Below are 17,376 nucleotides of genomic sequence, written 5' to 3' on the forward strand. Positions count from 1 at the left end.
GCAAGGCCGGCCGAGTTCGGTATAACGCCGGTTTGGCCGGAAACCGGTTTTGGGTATCGTGGGCGCCCCAAAATTCGGTTGGCGGGATTCGAAAAGTCGAGCCGCCGGTTATGGGCCGACGGCTCGGGCTCGCTTAGAACGCGTCTAACGGTTGTAAATGTACATCGTGACTTCGAAGCCGAAGCGCAAGTCTTGATAACGTGGTGTTTCCCATTTCATGTCGATGATCTCCTAATGAGTTTGCTTGTTAAATACTCGGTGCGACGCCGAACCGGCCGATTTGGTCGGTTCGGCGTTCGTCTATCGGCTGGGATGCGCTTCCCACCAATTGACGAAGGTTGGCTCCGATCCGGTTCCCAATAAGCGTAGATAGGCCGTCAGGTTGGCGAGATCGTTGGGGCACAAGTTGTTTTTGAACGACGGCATGCCCTCGCCTTCGCCTTGCGTTACCGCCTCGGCGGTTTCGTCGGCTTCCCCGACCAAGCTCGGGCCCATCGCGCCGCCGTGGCCGCCCATGCCGTGGCAGCTGTAGCAATTCATCCGCATGAAGGCCCGACGACCTTCGCCGGCGGCGTCCTGAGTCGGCGTGACGCATTGCGGCGGGGTGGTCAATTTCGGATCGGCCGCCACGGTGGTTCCGCCACCGGTGCCGGTCCGGCTGGAAGCCGTTTCCGAATAGCTGCCGCCCGTCTTGGGTCGATCCGCTCGCGCGGCGCCGATGCCGCCGACGATGAGCATCAAGCCCAAGGCGGCGCAACTGAGTGTCTGTAAAACTCGCATGATTGATTTACCTCTTATATCAATGGTTAGCGGCCACGCTATCCGTCGCGGATGGCGTTGAGCCGACGATAGGTTGGATGATCGGTACGCGGTAAGCCGCTAGAATCGCTTGGATCTCCGGCCGCTTTCTGGTCAGGCTGGCCGCTAAACGATCGGCCAGGGCCTGGTCGTCTTTGCGGACTCCCAGCGCGATGTCGAACACAAACGGCATTTCCGGACTAGCGGAATCGGCGGGTACCGGCGCGACCTGGATTGCGTTGCCGTAAGGCTTGGCGAAATAACCGGCAATCGGCCCCCAAACCACGGCCAGATCGATCTCGCCGTTAGCAACGGCGCTCACGATTTCGCCCTGCGGGTTTGCCTGGCTCTCCTCGCCCCACATCGAATAGCCGACGATGTTTTCGACGATGCCTCGGCTAGCCAGCGCGTGCGCCGGCGGCGAATTGGCGCCGTCGTTGCCGATCGCATGTAGACCGATTTTCAGATCGCGCAAGCGCGGATCGTCGAACGACGAGATGTCCAAATGCCGGCCGGCAGGCGTCACGAAGGCGTAACCCGAGCGATAATACGGCGGGGTGGCGCGCACCCGTTCGTAACCGTGGGGCACGCCCATCACGACATCGCAATGACCGGCACCCAAGGTTTCCCGTATGAAACCCTGGCGTTGCTTTTGCCAGTAAAAGCTCAGCTTGGCCGGCAGATCGTCGGCTAACAACGCGGCGATCTTGTTTTCGAACCCCTCTTGATTGCGATTGGAAAACGGCAGATTGTCCGGGTCCGCGCACACCCGCAGCTCGGTATCGGCCGAGGCTGGCGCGGCTAGACTGAATAGCGCCGTCAACAAAGCGATCGCGGCATTGCGACTGGAAGGTGGGTGCATGGCAGCTTTCTCCGTACCGATGAAGGACATCAGGGCAGTTTGTAAACGTGAACCCAACCGCCGTTACCGGTGGGGTGTTCGCCGCCGGAGTTGGCCGCGCACTTGTCGTCGCTGAATACCGCGATACGTTGCTTGCCGTCCGCGCCGGCAAAACTGATCGGGTTGCCGACCGTATTGCATTGCAGCGCGGTGTTAAACAACGGTGCGCCGGTCTTGGCGTCGACGGCTTTCAACGCGGGCGCCTTGGTCGAGTAAAACACCACGCCGCCGGCTGTCGTCAACGTCCCCGCATAGATCCAGGCTTGCTCCTTGACGCCCCAAAGCTTCTCGCCCTTGGTGGCGTCCCAGGCGATCAGCTCGCTGGCGTAACTGGTGTCCGACGCCGGCCCGATGCTGTAATCGGTCCCCATATAGGGTGCGCCGGAGATGAATTCGGCCTTCAATGCCTCTAAATTGCTGCACAGATTGAAGGTCGGCGCGTAGAACAATCCGGTTTTCGGCGAAAACGAAGCCGGTTCCCAACCCTTGCCGCCGAGCACCGACGGACAGATCTTCTCGGTCAGCACGCCTTGGTGGACGCGCATATCTTCGTTGACGTCCGGCAGGCCGGTCGCGGTATCCACTTCGTTGGCCCAGTTGACTTCATCCACGAATTGCGGCGCCAGCAGCACTTCGCCGGTAGCCCGGTCAAAGGTGTAGGCAAAACCGTTCTTGTTGAAATGCACCAGCAATTTGTCATGGCGAACGCCGCCGACCGTGACGGTTTGATTGACCGCGATGGCCTCGCTGGCGGCGTCGTAGTCCCAACTGTCGTGTGGGGTAAACTGGTAGGCCCAGACCGCTTCGCCGGTATCCGGTTTTCTGGCGAAAACCGATGCGCCCCATTTGTTGGCGCATTTTTGCGGGTCCTTGGCGTACGCGGCTTGGTCGCAGCGCATATCGGCGTTCCACACGCCCGGCTGGCTGGTGCCGTAGAACAGCAAGTCCAGCTCGGGATCGTAGGTCAAATAACCCCACGCGGCGCTACCGCCCAATAGATAGGCGCGCTGGTTGGGCCAACTGGTCGCGCCCTGGTCGACTTGACCCTTGTAATAGACCGAATTGTCGCGGAAGTTCTGGCCGATCAGCACGTCCTTGTCGGGGCCTGTGTTGTAGGCGCGCCATAAGGCTTTGCCGGTTTTCAGATCGAGCGCCTGAATCCAGCCGCGCACGCCCATCTCGCCGCTGGAAGACGCCGTAATCACCTTGCCTTTGGCAATAATGGGCGCGACGGTCATCGTCACGCCGGTATGCGGATCGGCCAAACGATTGCGCCAGACTTCCTTGCCGGTGACCGCGTCGACCGCCACGGTGGTGTTATCGAGCAGGTTGAAGACGATTTTACCGTCGGCGTAGGCCGCGCCGCGATTGATGCCGCCGCAGCAATTGGCGCCCTTGGCGTATTCGCTGATGTTTGGGGCGTAGGCCCATTTGGGTTTGCCGGTGGTTAGATCGTACGCGATCAATTTGTTGGGAAACGGTGTGACGACGTACAGCGTTTTACCGACCACCAATGGTTCACCCATGTGGCTGCCGTGAGTGCCGGTTTTAAAGGCAAATTCTTCTTTTAATTTCGCGGCGTTGGCGGGGGTAATGTCGGCCAGCTCGCTATAGCGTATGCCTTCCGGCGTACCGCCGGCGGTGGTCCACTCGGCGCCGGCGCCGGTTTGCGCCGACGCGGTTTGCGCGGCCAACAGTCCGGCCCCAAACAGCAGGGCGGTGATCGGCGTCGTTCGCCGATTTCGGCTGAGCTTTGAATTACGACAAAGCGGGTTGTCAGTGGTCATTGAATGGCCTCCTTCTAATGGTTTAACGGTCGAAAAGGCAATAACGAAATCAGCGGAAAATCGCGAGAAATGAATATCGAAATTCGTTTCGATAACTGATGACGTCGAGTCCCTTCGAATTTGTGAGAAAACAAACCTAGTGTTTAGGCGTGAATGCGCCGATATCGGAAAACGATCGGGCATATTCAGAATATCGAGCTGGAATGAATGTTTTGTTAATGCGGGATTAAATCCAAATTAAAACCGGGATTTTTTCCTATTGACAGGGTTGGCTTGAATGCTTGTGCTGGCTAAAAACTCTATATAGCTGATTTATATTGGTTATTTCTAATTGGCTGGCGGCGGATTGGTGGCTCGGCACGAATTGGGCTTTGCCGGGAATTGAAAGGCGCGGAATTTTAATTTGAGTGGTTCGGTGTCGAATAACTTCGAAAATACTCCGCCCCATTATCCCATTTAATTAATTCTGGTTCAGGCTTGGCACAGTAAGCCGGTATAATAAATTCAAGCTTAAAACTCTATTAGAATTTTATTAAAATCGCTTGGTCGGCAATCGGCAAATTGTGCCGGCGATCTATCGTTACCAATATCAATCCAAGGCAATCTCGGTTTAACGGGGCCGTTACCGCGCGGTGTTTGCCGCCCCAAAAAACTCAAGCCAATTAATGGCAGCAAGAGCGAGGACTTGAGAAAACGCAGCCGAATGTTGGTGCGCTAGTCAGGAGGCGAGCGTAGCGCTTTAGTCGGGTAGCGAGAGATAGTTGTAACTATTCAGCGATCTGTCTTACTGTTTGAAAAAAGGGCTAATTCTACTTTGTCAGATTTAAGCAACCCGTCATGCCCGCCGGGATGCGGGCATCTAGTGCCATGGATGGCAAGCTTCGATCCGTCCGTGGGGTCTGGATTTCGGCAATCCCTGCCGAAATGACGAGCACTGCCTAGAATCTGACAAGGTAGAACTAGAGGACATTACTTAATAAGTCCTCCGCGGTTCCCCATTCTCAAAGGGGGTGATTGGATTAAGGCCACGGGTGGAACCTATGCTGCATAGTTACAGATAGTTTGGTGCTGGAGCGGACCCGCTTTACTCAATGGCGGCGAGCGGTTCCGAGTGGGGGCGGTCGGGAAATCTCCGTTTAAAGCAGCCTATCCAGAATCGACATCACAATCTCGACCGCGATCAGCCAGATGATGATCCATTCCAGCGCCGAGGAATGCTGGTGCTTTTGTTCGTCGGCCAGCATCTCCAGCAGTTCGTGTATCGTTTCCAGTTTTTTCGACAGTACTTCGGTGCGCGGCGCGACTTCCAGATAATTGGCGGCCATCGAATACATGCTCTGATATTCCGGGTGTTCCCAGAAGAATTCCGGGGTATCGAGCAAATCGTAGTTCAGGATGATGTCGCTCTTGGTTAGGAACAACTGGCCGCGGATCATTGCCATCGCCTGGCGGTTGAGCTTGATTTTGCCTTCGCGAGCCAGCGATCGGGGCAGGTGAGCGGTCGCGCGGATTGTGTCGATGGCGTGGCCTTCGAAGGCCGCCAGTTTGATCGACTGGGCCATCGCGTGCGACAAGGCCAACAAGACCAGGAAGTCGCCGGATTGCAATTCGATATGATCGTGTTGAAAACGATCCTGCTCACAGTCGGTTTCGTAGCTGAAATTGTCTTCCGGCGGTTCGTCGGCCGGCGTCGTCGCATATTCGAGCAACAACTCCTGCAAGCCGTGGCGCTCGTCCAGAGCGACGTTCCAGTAAACCACGACGCCGTAGGAAAATACCACCGCGCAACCGGTTTTGTAATCCACGATCAGCGCGTTCCGAAATACTTGAGTGCGCCGGGTGTCGAGCAGTTTTTCGCGCAGATCGGCAAAACGGAACGATTGCGCCAGGCAGACGGTCATGCAGCGCTTAACGATACGATTTTCCATGGTCAGGTCGATTTCCGTTACAGGCTTAGCATTACTTTGTATCACAGGCGGCGCAAAGGTTAAAATAGCAGTTTTCGACCATTCATCGAGCCTACGGCCACGCTTATGCCTACCCACTATAACACCGACGATTTAAGAATTTGCGACACCAAGGATGTCGTAGCGCCGATTCAGGTTCATGAAGAGATCCCGATGACCGAATTCGCCGCCGCCAATATTCTGAAGACCCGCGCGGCGATTCACGACATTTTGTACGGCAACGACGACCGGTTGTTGGTCGTCATCGGCCCTTGTTCGATACACGATCCGGAAGCGGCGGTGGAATACGCCCGACGTCTGAAACTGGAAATCGAACGCCTGGAGCAAGACCTGGTGATCGTGATGCGGGTGTATTTCGAAAAGCCGCGCACCACGGTGGGCTGGAAGGGTTTGATCAACGACCCGGATTTGAACAGCAGCTTCAACATCAACAAAGGCTTGCGGATGGCGCGCAAGGTATTGTCCGACGTCAACAATCTGGGCGTGCCGGCCGCGACCGAATACTTGGATTTGATTACGCCGCAGTACGTGTCCGACCTGATCTCCTGGGGCGCGATCGGCGCCCGCACCACCGAAAGTCAGGTACACCGGGAGCTGGCTTCCGGATTGTCTTGTCCGGTCGGCTTCAAGAACGCCACCGACGGCGGCGTCAAAATCGCCATCGACGCGATCAACGCGGCAATGAGTCCGCACCACTTCCTGTCGCTGACCAAGGAAGGCCGTTCGGCGATTTTTTCGACCCGCGGCAACGAAGACGCCCACATCATCCTGCGCGGCGGCAATAATCGTCCCAACTACGACGAAGTCAGCGTCCAGCAAGTCGCCGAAGGTCTGGAAGACGCCGGCCTGCGCCCCAATATCATGATCGATTTCAGCCACGCCAACTGCCAGAAGAAATACGAACGGCAAATGTTGGTGGCGCAGGACGTGGCCGGCCAAATCCGCCAGGGCGATCGCCGCATCGTCGGCATCATGGCGGAAAGCCATCTGGTCGAAGGCCGTCAGGATGTCGAAGACGGCAAGGCGCTGGTGTTCGGCCAAAGCATTACCGACCCCTGCCTGGGTTGGGACGATACCGTCAAATTACTTAACGATCTGGCCGGCGCCGTCGAACGCCGCCGCGCCGCGACTACATCGAAGGTTTAACGCATGAAAATACAAGTCAACGGCGCCAGCCGCGAAGTGGCCGACAATACCTCGGTCGCCGACGTCATCGCCGATTTGGGTCTGACCGGCAAACGCATCGCCGTCGAATTGAATCTGGAAATCCTGCCGTTTACCCAGCACGGCCAACATGCTTTGAAGGACGGCGACCGCCTGGAAATCGTCCACGCCATTGGCGGCGGCCAGGACGATTATTTCACGCTGGCCGGCAAGCAATACCGCTCCAGGCTGTTGGTCGGCACCGGCAAATACCGGGATCTGGACGAAACCCGCGATGCGATTGCGGCCAGTGGCGCCGAAATCGTCACCGTGGCGATTCGCCGTACCAACATCGGCCAAAATCCGGGCGAACCGAATCTGCTGGACGTGATTTCGCCGGACAAATACACGATATTGCCCAACACCGCCGGCTGCTATACCGCCGACGACGCGGTGCGCACCTGCCGTCTGGCCCGAGAGTTGTTGGGCGGTCACAAGTTGGTCAAGCTGGAAGTGCTGGCCGATCAACTGACCTTGTTTCCCGATGTTGCCGAAACCTTCGTCGCCGCCGAATTGCTGGTCAAGGACGGTTTCGACGTGATGGTGTACACCAACGACGACCCGATCGCCGCCAAGCGCCTGGAAGACATCGGCTGTGTCGCGGTGATGCCGTTGGCCGCGCCGATCGGCTCGGGCCTCGGCATCCGCAATCAGTATAACATTCTGACCATCGTCGAAAACGCCAAGGTGCCGATTTTGGTCGACGCCGGCGTCGGCACCGCGTCCGATGCGGCGATCGCGATGGAACTGGGCTGCGACGGCGTATTGATGAACACCGCGATCGCCGCCGCCAAGAACCCGGTATTGATGGCCTCGGCGATGAAAAAAGGCATCGAGGCCGGCCGCGAAGCCTTCCTGGCCGGACGCATGCCGCGCAAACGTTTCGCCTCGGCGTCGTCGCCGATCGACGGCTTGTTTTTATAAGCCGACGCCCAGCAGCCGTCGCTCGCTACGCCGGTTTGCACGGCTGGCGCGGGCGACCTCGATCCATCACCCTAAAAAGAGCAGTTTGGCGATGAAAAATCCCGTTCGTCCTGAGTTTGTCGAAGGGCGTGTGGGATTTTTCATTCACCCGTTTGGCGAGTGTATTGCGAGCCGTACATCATGCTTCGACAGGGCTCTCATGAGCGCAGCCGAAGGACTCAGCACGAACGGCCCGCAATACACGCAAACTACCCTTTTTAGGATCACGCGGTAAAAGCGGCGATTTGCAAAGTCGGCTTGCACTGAAAACCGCCGAATTTCAATCTTCCATCCCTTTCTGCCGAGCCGGTTTAGCCCGAACCGGCCGCCGGCAACCCATCGGACCGGGAAATACTCGCCCCGCCTACGCCAATCTCGCCCCCCCCCCCGGCAAGGCCGACCCGAGGTTATAGGTCTTTCCGTGCCGTGTTTCCAAACTTCCGTGACGTCCTTCCAACGTTCCGTGACGTGCTTCCAGGGTTCAGTGACGTCCTTCCAGCCTTCCGTGTCGTGTTTCTACGGCTCCGTGAAATCCGAATCGCCGGAAGCCTTGCCAGCCGTGGCTTACAGCGGTTTTCCCCCAACGTTGGAAGCACGCGTAAAAACCGTTCCGGGACGGCCTTCCCGGCCGAGTTACCGCCAGCCGCTTTGAAACTCACACCGATTCGCCGGCCAGGTAGCTAACGTAAGCAGATCGGCTAGTGCCATAGCCGATGCGCACGCTGCTTGAGAGTTAGGTTCGGTCGCTTATACACCGAAAACAGCACAGCAGGGCCGCTAATGCGCTCACGCGGATATTTTTCGATGTGCTACGTTCAGCACACATTACGTTAGGGAAGGTTTGGGGGGCGGCTTACGACCCCTAGTTGACACTCTAAGCCTCGCGATCAATGTCAGCAGGGATTCGATGAGCTGCCATTCAACGCTAAAAACAGCGGCGAGCGATAGCGAGTTCTGCGGCGTCAGCCGCGAACTGTTTTGTTTTGTTAGGCAATTCTAAGAACCGAAATCGGCTTCTTCCTGCGAGATATATGCACATAGATTGCCAAGCCCCTTGTTTTCTGCACGATTCAATGGAAAATCGTATAAATCTAAAAGAAGTTGCTCGATATATTTAGCTTTTCTATTGGGCATTTCTAGGAAAGTAAAATAAACAATATCTTCTTCGGTAAATCCTTTGTTTTGGGCGTGATCGTAAATTCTTGCTTTCATGCGCCCTTTGCCTACGTATAGCGCTTTAGAATGAAACTTTTCGTGTACGGGACAATAATCATTTTTCTCCCAAAGCAAATAGACGCCATCATCCTTGGAAATCGGCCACTGATTTTGACGCAAGTCATCAAAGCCACAAAACCATCCCATATTGCTATGCGCAAGTTGAGCTGCAGTTACATCGAAATTTGTTTCTGACAGAATTATCCTGTCAAACTCCTCTCCTTCATGACCACATTCACAATCGCACTCTACGTAACAACTCATAACATCCGCCTAGTCCGGTAGGGTGGGCACGGTTTTTGTGCCCACGCGGATTTTAACGGTGGGCAAATTTGCCCACCCTACATCTGCTAAAAGCAAGTAACCTCGATGGAATCGAGGATTCAAAGGCCGACACCCTTTCAATTGCCGATTTTGGTTTGATGACGGAATGGCCGCCCTTCGATTCCGCTAACGCTGCATCAAGGCTACGCAAGACCTGCAACGCTATCTGGCCGAGTACTACCAGGCAGCTATCTATTCAAATGTGGAAGCTGGCAAAATAGGGTCGTACGATGCGATAAACAACATGCATCGCCCCCCACCAAATTTTGCAAACACCCAAAACCTCGGAGCGGCGGCGGCCGGGATTCGGTAATATAGGGGCTGCCGCGCTTGACGGCCAACAAACCTCGCTTGCCGATATGTCAACATCATAGCCTCGGAACATTCAGCATGAGCCTAGACCAGGACGACGTCCTTTGTTTTTGTAGCGGTACCACTCGCCGCCAGATCGAACAATTGATTGCAGACGGCATAAGCGATCCCGAGCGAGTGTCTCGCATCACCGGTGCGGCGTCCGGTTGCGGCGGTTGCGAGTACGAATTCGAGCAGTTGTTTAAAGCCGAAGCTCGCCGGGCGGCCGGCGGCGCATAAGCTGGGTCGCGGAGGCGGTTAGCGTTCGGCCAAGAACGCGGCGACCTGCTCGGCGTCGAACGGCCAGTTCAGTTCCGTGCCGTCGGCCGGGTCGCGCAGTACCGGAATCCGAAGCGAATAACGTTGATAGACCGCGTCGTCGTTCAGTATTTCTTGTTTTACGAAGTGCGCACCGGCCTGCACCAACAGCGTTTCGGCGTCCTCGCACAAATGACAGCCGTCGCTGCCGTACAAAATCAATTCCGCCATCAGTGTTTGGAAATCTTGTCCAGATAGCCCATGAAGAAGGCCGACACCACCAGCGTCAGGTGGATAATCACGTACCACTGCAATTTGTCGGTTTCGGTGGCGTGCAGATTCATGAAAATTTTCAGCAGATGAATCGACGAAATCGCCACGATGGAGGAGGTGACCTTGGTTTTCAACGAGCCGTAGTCGTGGGTGCCCAGCCACTCCAGCTTTTCGGTGTCGGACTCGATGTCCATCCGCGACACGAAGTTTTCATAACCGCTGAACATCACGATTACGGTCAGGCTGCCGACCAAGGCCAGGTCGATGAAGGTCAACAGTTTCAGGATGATCTCGGTATCCGGCAAGTCCATGATGTGAGGGATGAAATGCCAAAGCTCCTGAAAGAACTTGACGGCCAACACGGCCAGAATCAGCGTCATACCGAAATAAATCGGCGCCATGATCCAGCGGCTGGCGTACATGGTGCGTTCCAGGAAATGTTCGATGCGTTTTGGGGTGCTCATAGTCGTCTTGGGTCGCCGAGTTAAAGACCGAAAATCAGAGCCGGTCTCTAACTCAGCCAAGCTTAGTGGTTTAAATGTGCCGCCAGCCAACGTTCGGCCACTTCAACGTTGATGCCTTTGCGCCGCGCATAATCTTCCAGTTGGTCGCGATCGATTTTGCCGACATTGAAATACTGCGACTGCGGATGCGCGAAATACCAACCGCTGACCGCCGCGGTTGGGTACATCGCGAAGTTTTCGGTCAGTGCTATCGTGGTATTTTCGGTGACGTTCAACAATTCGAACAACTTGGCTTTTTCGGTGTGGTCTGGGCACGCAGGGTAACCAGGCGCTGGGCGAATACCTTGATAAGCTTCCTCGATCAGGGCATGGTTGTCGTGCCGTTCATCTTCGGCATAGCCCCAGTAATCGCGGCGTACGGTTTGATGCATGTATTCCGCAAAGGCTTCGGCCAAACGGTCGGCCAAGGCTTTCAGCATGATAGAACTGTAGTCGTCGTGATCTTTTTCGAATTCTGCCAACTTAGTTTCGATGCCGATACCTGAGGTAACCGCAAAGCCGCCCAGATAATCGGCAATGCCGCTGCCGACCGGCGCGATGAAATCGGAAAGACAGTAATTTGGCCGACCCGGCGCCTTGACGTTTTGCTGCCGCAAATGATGCAACACTTCCCGTTGTTCGGTCCGGCTGTCGTCGGTATACAGGACAATATCGTCACCGTCGCTATTGGCGGGGAAGAAACCGATCACGGCTTTGGCGGTCAGCCATTTCTCGCTGACCAGCTGTTGCAACATTTTTTGCGCATCTTCGAATAACTTCGCGGCTTCGACGCCAACCACGTGGTCATTGAGGATGGCCGGATAGCTGCCGGACAACTCCCAAGTCTGGAAAAACGGCGACCAGTCGATGTAATCAACCAATGTTTCCAGCGGCAGATCGCTGACAACCTTGGTACCCAAAAATTTCGGCTTAATCGGCTGATGATCGGCGTAATTGAATCTATTTTTCCGCGCACCTTCCAGATTATGCTGCGGATTCTTGGCTTGCCGGCCTTTATGGCGTTCGCGCACCAAGGCATATTCTTCGCGGGTTTTTTCGACGAAGTCGGCGCGCAAGTCTTCGCTTAACAGCGCACTAACGACGCCGACACCGCGCGAAGCATCCGTCACGTAAACGGTCGGCGCTGCGTGGTAATTGGGTTCGATCTTCACGGCGGTATGCGCGCGCGAAGTGGTGGCACCGCCTATCATCAAGGGGATCGTAAATCCCTGCCGCTGCATTTCCTTGGCGACATGAACCATTTCATCCAGCGACGGCGTGATCAAACCACTGAGACCAATCACATCGACTTTTTCGTCACGCGCGGTTTTCAAAATGGTTTCAGCGGGAACCATCACGCCCAAGTCGATAACTTCGTAGTTATTACATTGCAGCACCACGGCGACGATGTTTTTGCCAATATCGTGTACGTCACCCTTTACCGTGGCCATCAGCACCTTGCCGTTGGTTTGCCGTTCGCTGCCATCGACTTCCGCATCCATAAACGGCATCAGATAGGCTACGGCTTTTTTCATGACCCGCGCCGATTTGACCACTTGCGGCAGGAACATTTTACCCTCGCCGAACAAGTCGCCGACGACGTTCATGCCGTCCATCAACGGCCCTTCGATGACATGCAGCGGCTTTTCGGCTTCCAGCCTTGCTGCTTCGGTATCTTCTTCAATGTAATCGGCGATGCCTTTTACCAAGGCATGTTCCAACCGCTTGCTGACTGGCCATTCGCGCCATTCCAGGGTTTCTACCTTAGCTGCCTGGCCACTGCCGCGATACTTTTCGGCTATTTCCAGTAATCTTTCAGTGCCTTCAGGCGTGCGATTCAGGATAACGTCTTCGACGGCGTTACGCAGTTCTTCCGGAATATCGGCGTAAATAGCCAACTGTCCGGCGTTGACGATACCCATGTCCATACCGGCGTGGACAGCGTGATACAGGAACACCGCGTGTATCGCTTCCCGCACCGGGTTGTTACCGCGAAAGGAAAACGAGACGTTAGAAACGCCGCCGGAAACCAAAGCATGCGGCAGGGTTTGTTTGATGATGCGGGTAGCTTCGACAAAGTCGACACCATAGTTGTTGTGCTCTTCGATGCCGGTGGCGACTGCGAAAATGTTCGGGTCGAAGATGATGTCTTCTGGCGGGAAGCCGATTTGTTCAGTCAAAATCTTATAGGCGCGGCTGCAGATTTCCACCTTGCGCGCCATCGTATCGGCTTGGCCTTGTTCGTCAAACGCCATCACAATCACGGCGGCCCCGTAACGGCGCACCAGTTTGGCATGCTTGATAAATGCTTCTTCGCCTTCCTTGATCGAAATCGAGTTGACGATACCCTTGCCCTGAATACATTTGAGACCGGCTTCCAGAATCTCCCATTTTGAGGAGTCCAGCATGATCGGTACTTTAGCGATATCCGGTTCGGCAGCTAGCAAATTCAAAAACCGCACCATCGCCGCTTTCGAATCCAGCATGCCTTCGTCCATGTTGATGTCGATAATTTGCGCGCCGTTTTCGACTTGCTGTTTGGCAACCTCCAAGGCTTCTTCGTAGCGTTCTTCAATGATCATTTTTTTGAAGATCGCCGAACCGGTGACGTTGGTGCGCTCGCCGACGTTAACGAACAACGTTTCCGGCCCGATGCTCATCGCTTCCAGTCCGGCCAGGTGGCAGCGCTTTTCCAACTCTGGAATTTTGCGGGGCGGATATTTGCTTAACGCGGCTACAATGGCGCGGATGGTATCCGGCGAGGTGCCGCAGCATCCACCAATAATGTTCAAATAGCCACTGGCGGCCCAGTCGGCCAATTCGGCGGCCATCATTTCCGGCGTTTCGTCGTACTCGCCGAATTCGTTGGGCAGGCCGGCGTTAGGGTGCGCGGAAACGTAGGTATCGGCGATATTGGAAAGTTCTTCGATGTACTGGCGCAGTTCCTGGGCGCCCAATGCGCAGTTGAAGCCGATAGAGATAGGCTGCACGTGTTTCAGCGAATACCAGAATGCGGCGGCGGTTTGTCCGGACAGGGTGCGGCCGGAGGCGTCGGTAATGGTGCCGGAGATCATTACCGGCAATTTGTAGCCGAGTTTGTCGAAGGTTTGTTCGACCGCGAAAATCGCGGCCTTGGCATTCAGCGTATCGAATACGGTTTCGATCAGGATGATGTCGGCACCGCCATCGATCAGACCTTCAGTCGCTTCGCTGTAAGCAGAGACCAGATCGTCGAAGGTAATATTGCGGAAGCCGGGATCGTTGACGTCGGGCGACATCGACGAGGTGCGGTTGGTCGGGCCCAATACACCGGCGACGAAACGCGGCTTGTCCGGCGTGAGCGCGCTGGCCTCCAAGGCGGCTTGCTTGGCAACCCGCGCGGATGCGACGTTGATCTCGTAAGCCAGGTCTTCCATCCGGTAATCGGCCATCGCGATTCGGGTGGAATTGAAGGTATTGGTTTCCAGTATATCGGTGCCGGCGTCCAAATACGCCTTATGTATCGCCTTGATGATGTCGGGTTGGGTGATCGACAGTAAATCGTTGTTGCCCTTCAGGTCGACCGGCCAATCGGCAAAACGCGCGCCACGATAATCCTTTTCGCCCAGCTTGTAGCTCTGTATCATGGTGCCCATTGCACCGTCCAGAAACAGTATCCGTTGTGACAAGAGCTCGTGTAATGGTTGTGTTCTGTTCATCGATCCGAAGAATAAGAGTGGTTACCGACTCGGAGTGGGCGATGCCATCAAGGAATCCGTTTTAAACACCGAGGGGAAAAATGTCGAAACCCAGCATGTTACATGTTATCAAAAGCGTGCTCGCCGCCGGAATCGGCGTGCAAAGCAACAAGAACCGGGAAATTGATTTCAAGCACGGTTCGCTACCGGCTTATATCATCGTGGGACTAATTGCGACGGTACTGTTTGTTTTCGCCATCGTGACAGTGGTCTCGCTAGTCACGGGATGATCAGTACCGGTGGGACGGCGCGTAAGCCCAAATCCAGACTTCGGGCTTACGCGCGGCGATTAATTGCTGGAGGTTTTAAAGCTGTCTTTAATGCTAATGAGCATTTCCTTGATACCGCTAAACAGGTTGGCCGGTGTCGGCGCTTCCTTCAAAATGACTAGCGTGCGGATGGCGGCCACGGCTAGAACGCCGGCAACCGACGGGAATAATTCGCACAAGCTGTTGACGAAGAAGCCGCCGGGGTTTTCCTGGGTTCTTCTGTCGCTGACGCTCGCTAAATCGCGATCGTAGCTGTCGCCTATATCCTTGCCGCCCAATGCGTCGATGATTTCAATGCAAAAGATCTGGGCAACGAATTCGACCGCGAAAAACACCACCACGCATGCGGCTACCCACATGAGCACATTGCTCTTTTTGGCTTTCATCATGGTCTGGTAGACCCAGATCGCCGTTAAAACCATTACTATGCCGCCTATCATGATTTCTCCCCTATGACTATTGTTATTGTTATGAAATTAACACGCGCCCATACTACTCATATTCTCTCTGGATGGCAATTGCACCGCGATCTTTAACAATCACCCACCAATTGCTTGACTTTGCAAGCAGCTAAAGTAACATATGATGCTCGACCGCCAACGAACTGGCACATTTTATAACAATTAACTTATTTAGGTAGGAGGCACCCATGGGAGCGATCTTAGACTTAACAGAAATGCTGAAAGAACCTTCAGGCATGATCGGCGCGGTAGTGATTATCGCTGCCGGTTATTTTTTCGTAAAATGGGTGTTTGCCGAACCTAAAGACGAAGAATAAGACAGTTCGGTTACGAACAAGCTTTTCTGGAAAAGGCGGCTACGGATTGATCCGTAGCCGCCTTTTTTTTGCCAAAAATTCGGGAGGGAGGTTGCAATACCTTATAATTCCTGATCTTTTTCTTCCGCCGTTTCGATCAAACATGTATAGAGCCCTTGTTTCCAAATTCGCAACGCTTTACTCAAAGCGAGTTCCAGCCACGGGCGTGGGGCTGTTTCGCATGTTGTTCGGTCTGGTCACGCTTCAGGAAGTGTGCTTTCTGATCTATTTCAATCATTTGATCTTCGACCCCATCCCGTTTCTCGATGTCGAATTTCCGATGATCGTATTCGCCCTCTGGCTCTGGGCCGTTGTCGCGCTGTGTTTGGCGGTGGGCTACCGCTGTCAAGCCGCCAGCGTCGCCAACTATCTGTTATGGCTGATTTTCGTCAACTTCACGCCGATGCAGCGTGATTTCGACGGCGGCTTCGATTTGTTCATGATAGGCGGCAATTTTTTCTTGATGTTTATGCCGATGGATAGGGCGTTTGCTATTGATGCGCTCCTCCGTAAATTGCGGGCGCCGTTTGCTATTTACGACCGCACACGAGTGGAGCAAGTGTCAGCGTTAGTCTATATTCTGCCGGTTTCGATCTGTCTAGGTCTGCTCTATTTTGATTCCGCCATCCATAAAATGTTTGCCGAGCACTGGCGGAACGGGTTGGGTGCCTGGTTGCCTTCCTCAATGCCGTATTATATTTCGGCCGTCGATCTGGCTTGGTTGCTGAATATCGAAAGCCTGCAAAAATTTATAGGCTACACCATCATCGTCTTCCAATTCAGCTTCCCGTTTTTTTACTTTTTAAGACGATTGCGGCCGCTGTACTTTTTGATCGGCGTCGCGCTGCATCTGGGCATCAGCTTGTCGTTCAATATTTATCCGTTCGGTATGGGTATGTTGATTTTCTACGCCTTAGTCATGCCGTTTTCCTGGTATCGGCGCATCGGTACTTGGCTCAGAGGCAAGACCAAACTGACGGTGTTCTACGACCGGCAATGCCCTCTGTGCAATCGCACGGTGTTGACGCTCGCTCATTTCGACGTTTTGCGCCGTGTCGAATTCAAGCCGGCCCAAGTGCATGCGATCGAATATCCCGCGTTGGCCGAATTGGACGAACAGCAATTGCTAACCGATCTCTACGCGGTGGATAGCGAGGGGCGTGTGTATGCCGGCGTCGATACCTATGCGCAAATCCTGATCGCAATGGCCTATCCTGCCCCAATCGGTTGGCTGATGAATCTCCCGCTATTGCACGGTTGGTTATATCGACGCTATCGTGCGATCGCCGACAGTCGTGCCCGTCTGGCCTGCGACGTGAGCTGCGTTACAGAGACGGCGCCGGAGGTAGCGTTTTCCTGGTATGAGCGAGTCTTCGAGCCGGAGCATGCGATGCCGGCGCGTAGCCGAATTCACAAGATTGCCAAAGTCGTAGTGGTGCTGTTGTTTTTTCAGCTAAACAGCAGCATCCATTACGGTCTGCTATATCGCTTGCATGTCGATACGCGGCAAACGATGCTGGCTGGCATGTTGACCGACGCGAGCAACGGGATTTTAATGCTCTCGCATACCTTTCTAGGCATTACTCCTCACGCGCTTTACTTGCACGACCACTTCGAAGGCTACGATCGCATTCTCGGCATCACTTATCTGAACGCCGATGGCGAAGAGTTCTGGTTACCGTTTGTGAATCGGCAAGGACGCTTACTGGCGCCCAATTGGGGGCGGGTGCATTCGATGTGGGCTAACATCGCCGTGACCCCGAATATCGACGAAGTCAGGCTCAAGAAATTCATCATGAAGGTCACCGCTTTTTGGGGAAAAAAGTCCGGACTGGATTTGGAAAACACCCAATTCATCATCAAAATGAAGCGAACCCGTGCACCGTCTTCTTGGGAAAAAGATCTAAGAAATAATAACTTATCTGGAGATTGGGAGGCGATAGGTTCGGCGGCGTGGTCCGGTAAGGAAATCAAGATTAGTCTGCCAAAAGACATCGATTCGCTATGAAT

At 54.7% G+C, this 17,376-nt stretch carries 16 protein-coding genes; 6 read left to right on the forward strand and 10 right to left on the reverse strand.

Annotated elements, in window-relative coordinates:
- Positions 1 to 144: 144 nt before the first annotated feature.
- The 5 genes from pqqA to BJL95_RS19000 all read right to left on the reverse strand — a co-directional run bounded on the left by pqqA (position 145) and on the right by BJL95_RS19000 (position 5,414).
- Entirely contained in the window at positions 145 to 219 is a 75-nt protein-coding gene (gene pqqA, locus BJL95_RS26105) for a pyrroloquinoline quinone precursor peptide PqqA (RefSeq protein WP_082885416.1), read from the reverse strand.
- An 81-nt stretch (positions 220 to 300) separates the two neighbouring features.
- The gene (locus BJL95_RS18985) at positions 301 to 780 is read right to left on the reverse strand and encodes a c-type cytochrome (protein WP_082885405.1); all 480 of its coding nucleotides are present in this window, start codon (positions 778 to 780) and stop codon (positions 301 to 303) included.
- A 19-nt stretch (positions 781 to 799) separates the two neighbouring features.
- The gene (locus BJL95_RS18990; protein WP_071160345.1) at positions 800 to 1,660 is read right to left on the reverse strand and encodes a substrate-binding domain-containing protein; all 861 of its coding nucleotides are present in this window, start codon (positions 1,658 to 1,660) and stop codon (positions 800 to 802) included.
- Between the two features lie 29 nt (positions 1,661 to 1,689).
- Positions 1,690 to 3,486 (reverse strand): PQQ-dependent dehydrogenase, methanol/ethanol family, encoded by a 1,797-nt coding sequence (locus BJL95_RS18995; RefSeq protein ID WP_071160200.1) that lies wholly within the window; start codon positions 3,484 to 3,486, stop codon positions 1,690 to 1,692.
- Positions 3,487 to 4,622: 1,136 nt separating this feature from the next.
- The gene (locus tag BJL95_RS19000; protein WP_071160347.1) at positions 4,623 to 5,414 is read right to left on the reverse strand and encodes an RMD1 family protein; all 792 of its coding nucleotides are present in this window, start codon (positions 5,412 to 5,414) and stop codon (positions 4,623 to 4,625) included.
- A gap of 105 nt (positions 5,415 to 5,519) precedes the next feature.
- Between BJL95_RS19000 and aroG the strand changes: the two genes are divergently transcribed.
- Both aroG and thiS read left to right on the forward strand, forming a co-directional pair.
- The gene (gene aroG / locus BJL95_RS19005; protein ID WP_071160202.1) at positions 5,520 to 6,599 is read left to right on the forward strand and encodes a 3-deoxy-7-phosphoheptulonate synthase AroG; all 1,080 of its coding nucleotides are present in this window, start codon (positions 5,520 to 5,522) and stop codon (positions 6,597 to 6,599) included.
- Between the two features lie 3 nt (positions 6,600 to 6,602).
- On the forward strand, positions 6,603 to 7,580 hold the full coding sequence (thiS, locus tag BJL95_RS19010) for a sulfur carrier protein ThiS (RefSeq protein WP_071160204.1): 978 nt from the start codon (positions 6,603 to 6,605) through the stop codon (positions 7,578 to 7,580).
- 1,035 nt (positions 7,581 to 8,615) lie between these two features.
- Here thiS and BJL95_RS19015 read toward each other — a convergent pair.
- Entirely contained in the window at positions 8,616 to 9,098 is a 483-nt protein-coding gene (locus BJL95_RS19015; protein WP_071160207.1) for a hypothetical protein, read from the reverse strand.
- Positions 9,099 to 9,548: 450 nt separating this feature from the next.
- Here BJL95_RS19015 and BJL95_RS19020 point away from each other — a divergent pair, with 450 nt between their 5' ends.
- Positions 9,549 to 9,749, forward strand: coding sequence for a (2Fe-2S)-binding protein (locus tag BJL95_RS19020; protein WP_064026320.1), 201 nt, complete (start codon positions 9,549 to 9,551; stop codon positions 9,747 to 9,749).
- A gap of 18 nt (positions 9,750 to 9,767) precedes the next feature.
- Here BJL95_RS19020 and BJL95_RS19025 read toward each other — a convergent pair whose 3' ends face one another.
- From BJL95_RS19025 to metH, 3 genes are all read right to left on the reverse strand, one after another.
- Positions 9,768 to 9,998, reverse strand: a complete 231-nt coding sequence (locus tag BJL95_RS19025; RefSeq protein WP_071160209.1) for a glutaredoxin family protein — start codon at positions 9,996 to 9,998, stop codon at positions 9,768 to 9,770.
- Complete coding sequence (locus BJL95_RS19030; RefSeq protein WP_071160349.1) at positions 9,998 to 10,486, reverse strand: TIGR00645 family protein; 489 nt, start codon at positions 10,484 to 10,486, stop codon at positions 9,998 to 10,000. Before BJL95_RS19030 ends, BJL95_RS19025 begins: the two co-directional genes overlap by 1 nt.
- 80 nt (positions 10,487 to 10,566) lie before the next feature.
- Positions 10,567 to 14,241 carry a methionine synthase gene (gene metH, locus BJL95_RS19035; RefSeq protein WP_071160211.1) on the reverse strand — a complete coding sequence of 1,225 codons (3,675 nt, stop codon included), beginning with the start codon at positions 14,239 to 14,241 and terminating at the stop codon, positions 10,567 to 10,569.
- 80 nt (positions 14,242 to 14,321) lie between these two features.
- On the opposite strand from metH, the gene BJL95_RS19040 reads away from it, so the two are divergent.
- Positions 14,322 to 14,510, forward strand: coding sequence for a DUF2970 domain-containing protein (locus BJL95_RS19040; RefSeq protein ID WP_064026314.1), 189 nt, complete (start codon positions 14,322 to 14,324; stop codon positions 14,508 to 14,510).
- A 59-nt stretch (positions 14,511 to 14,569) separates the two neighbouring features.
- Here the strand turns inward: BJL95_RS19040 and BJL95_RS19045 are convergent, their stop codons facing one another.
- Positions 14,570 to 14,989: a hypothetical protein gene (locus BJL95_RS19045; RefSeq protein WP_064026312.1), complete on the reverse strand. Its 420-nt coding sequence runs from the start codon at positions 14,987 to 14,989 to the stop codon at positions 14,570 to 14,572.
- Positions 14,990 to 15,198: 209 nt separating this feature from the next.
- Here BJL95_RS19045 and BJL95_RS25970 point away from each other — a divergent pair, with 209 nt between their 5' ends.
- The gene (locus tag BJL95_RS25970) at positions 15,199 to 15,327 is read left to right on the forward strand and encodes a hypothetical protein (protein WP_255189959.1); all 129 of its coding nucleotides are present in this window, start codon (positions 15,199 to 15,201) and stop codon (positions 15,325 to 15,327) included.
- Positions 15,328 to 15,469: 142 nt separating this feature from the next.
- The gene (locus tag BJL95_RS19050; RefSeq protein ID WP_071160213.1) at positions 15,470 to 17,374 is read left to right on the forward strand and encodes a DCC1-like thiol-disulfide oxidoreductase family protein; all 1,905 of its coding nucleotides are present in this window, start codon (positions 15,470 to 15,472) and stop codon (positions 17,372 to 17,374) included.
- The last annotated feature ends 2 nt before the right edge of the window (positions 17,375 to 17,376 follow it).

This window comes from Methylomonas sp. LWB (genome assembly GCF_001856095.1).
Classification (GTDB): Bacteria; Pseudomonadota; Gammaproteobacteria; order Methylococcales; family Methylomonadaceae; genus Methylomonas; species Methylomonas koyamae_A.

Coding starts and splice junctions, on each gene's coding strand:
- aroG (WP_071160202.1), top strand. CDS start 5,520: ATGCCTACCCACTATAACACCGACGATTTAAGAATTTGCGACACCAAG.
- metH (WP_071160211.1), bottom strand. CDS start 14,241: ATGAACAGAACACAACCATTACACGAGCTCTTGTCACAACGGATACTG.
- BJL95_RS18985 (WP_082885405.1), bottom strand. CDS start 780: ATGCGAGTTTTACAGACACTCAGTTGCGCCGCCTTGGGCTTGATGCTC.
- BJL95_RS18995 (WP_071160200.1), bottom strand. CDS start 3,486: ATGACCACTGACAACCCGCTTTGTCGTAATTCAAAGCTCAGCCGAAAT.
- BJL95_RS19000 (WP_071160347.1), bottom strand. CDS start 5,414: ATGGAAAATCGTATCGTTAAGCGCTGCATGACCGTCTGCCTGGCGCAA.
- thiS (WP_071160204.1), top strand. CDS start 6,603: ATGAAAATACAAGTCAACGGCGCCAGCCGCGAAGTGGCCGACAATACC.
- BJL95_RS19025 (WP_071160209.1), bottom strand. CDS start 9,998: ATGGCGGAATTGATTTTGTACGGCAGCGACGGCTGTCATTTGTGCGAG.
- BJL95_RS25970 (WP_255189959.1), top strand. CDS start 15,199: ATGGGAGCGATCTTAGACTTAACAGAAATGCTGAAAGAACCTTCAGGC.
- BJL95_RS19040 (WP_064026314.1), top strand. CDS start 14,322: ATGTCGAAACCCAGCATGTTACATGTTATCAAAAGCGTGCTCGCCGCC.
- BJL95_RS19015 (WP_071160207.1), bottom strand. CDS start 9,098: ATGAGTTGTTACGTAGAGTGCGATTGTGAATGTGGTCATGAAGGAGAG.
- BJL95_RS19050 (WP_071160213.1), top strand. CDS start 15,470: ATGTATAGAGCCCTTGTTTCCAAATTCGCAACGCTTTACTCAAAGCGA.
- BJL95_RS19045 (WP_064026312.1), bottom strand. CDS start 14,989: ATGATAGGCGGCATAGTAATGGTTTTAACGGCGATCTGGGTCTACCAG.
- BJL95_RS18990 (WP_071160345.1), bottom strand. CDS start 1,660: ATGCACCCACCTTCCAGTCGCAATGCCGCGATCGCTTTGTTGACGGCG.
- BJL95_RS19020 (WP_064026320.1), top strand. CDS start 9,549: ATGAGCCTAGACCAGGACGACGTCCTTTGTTTTTGTAGCGGTACCACT.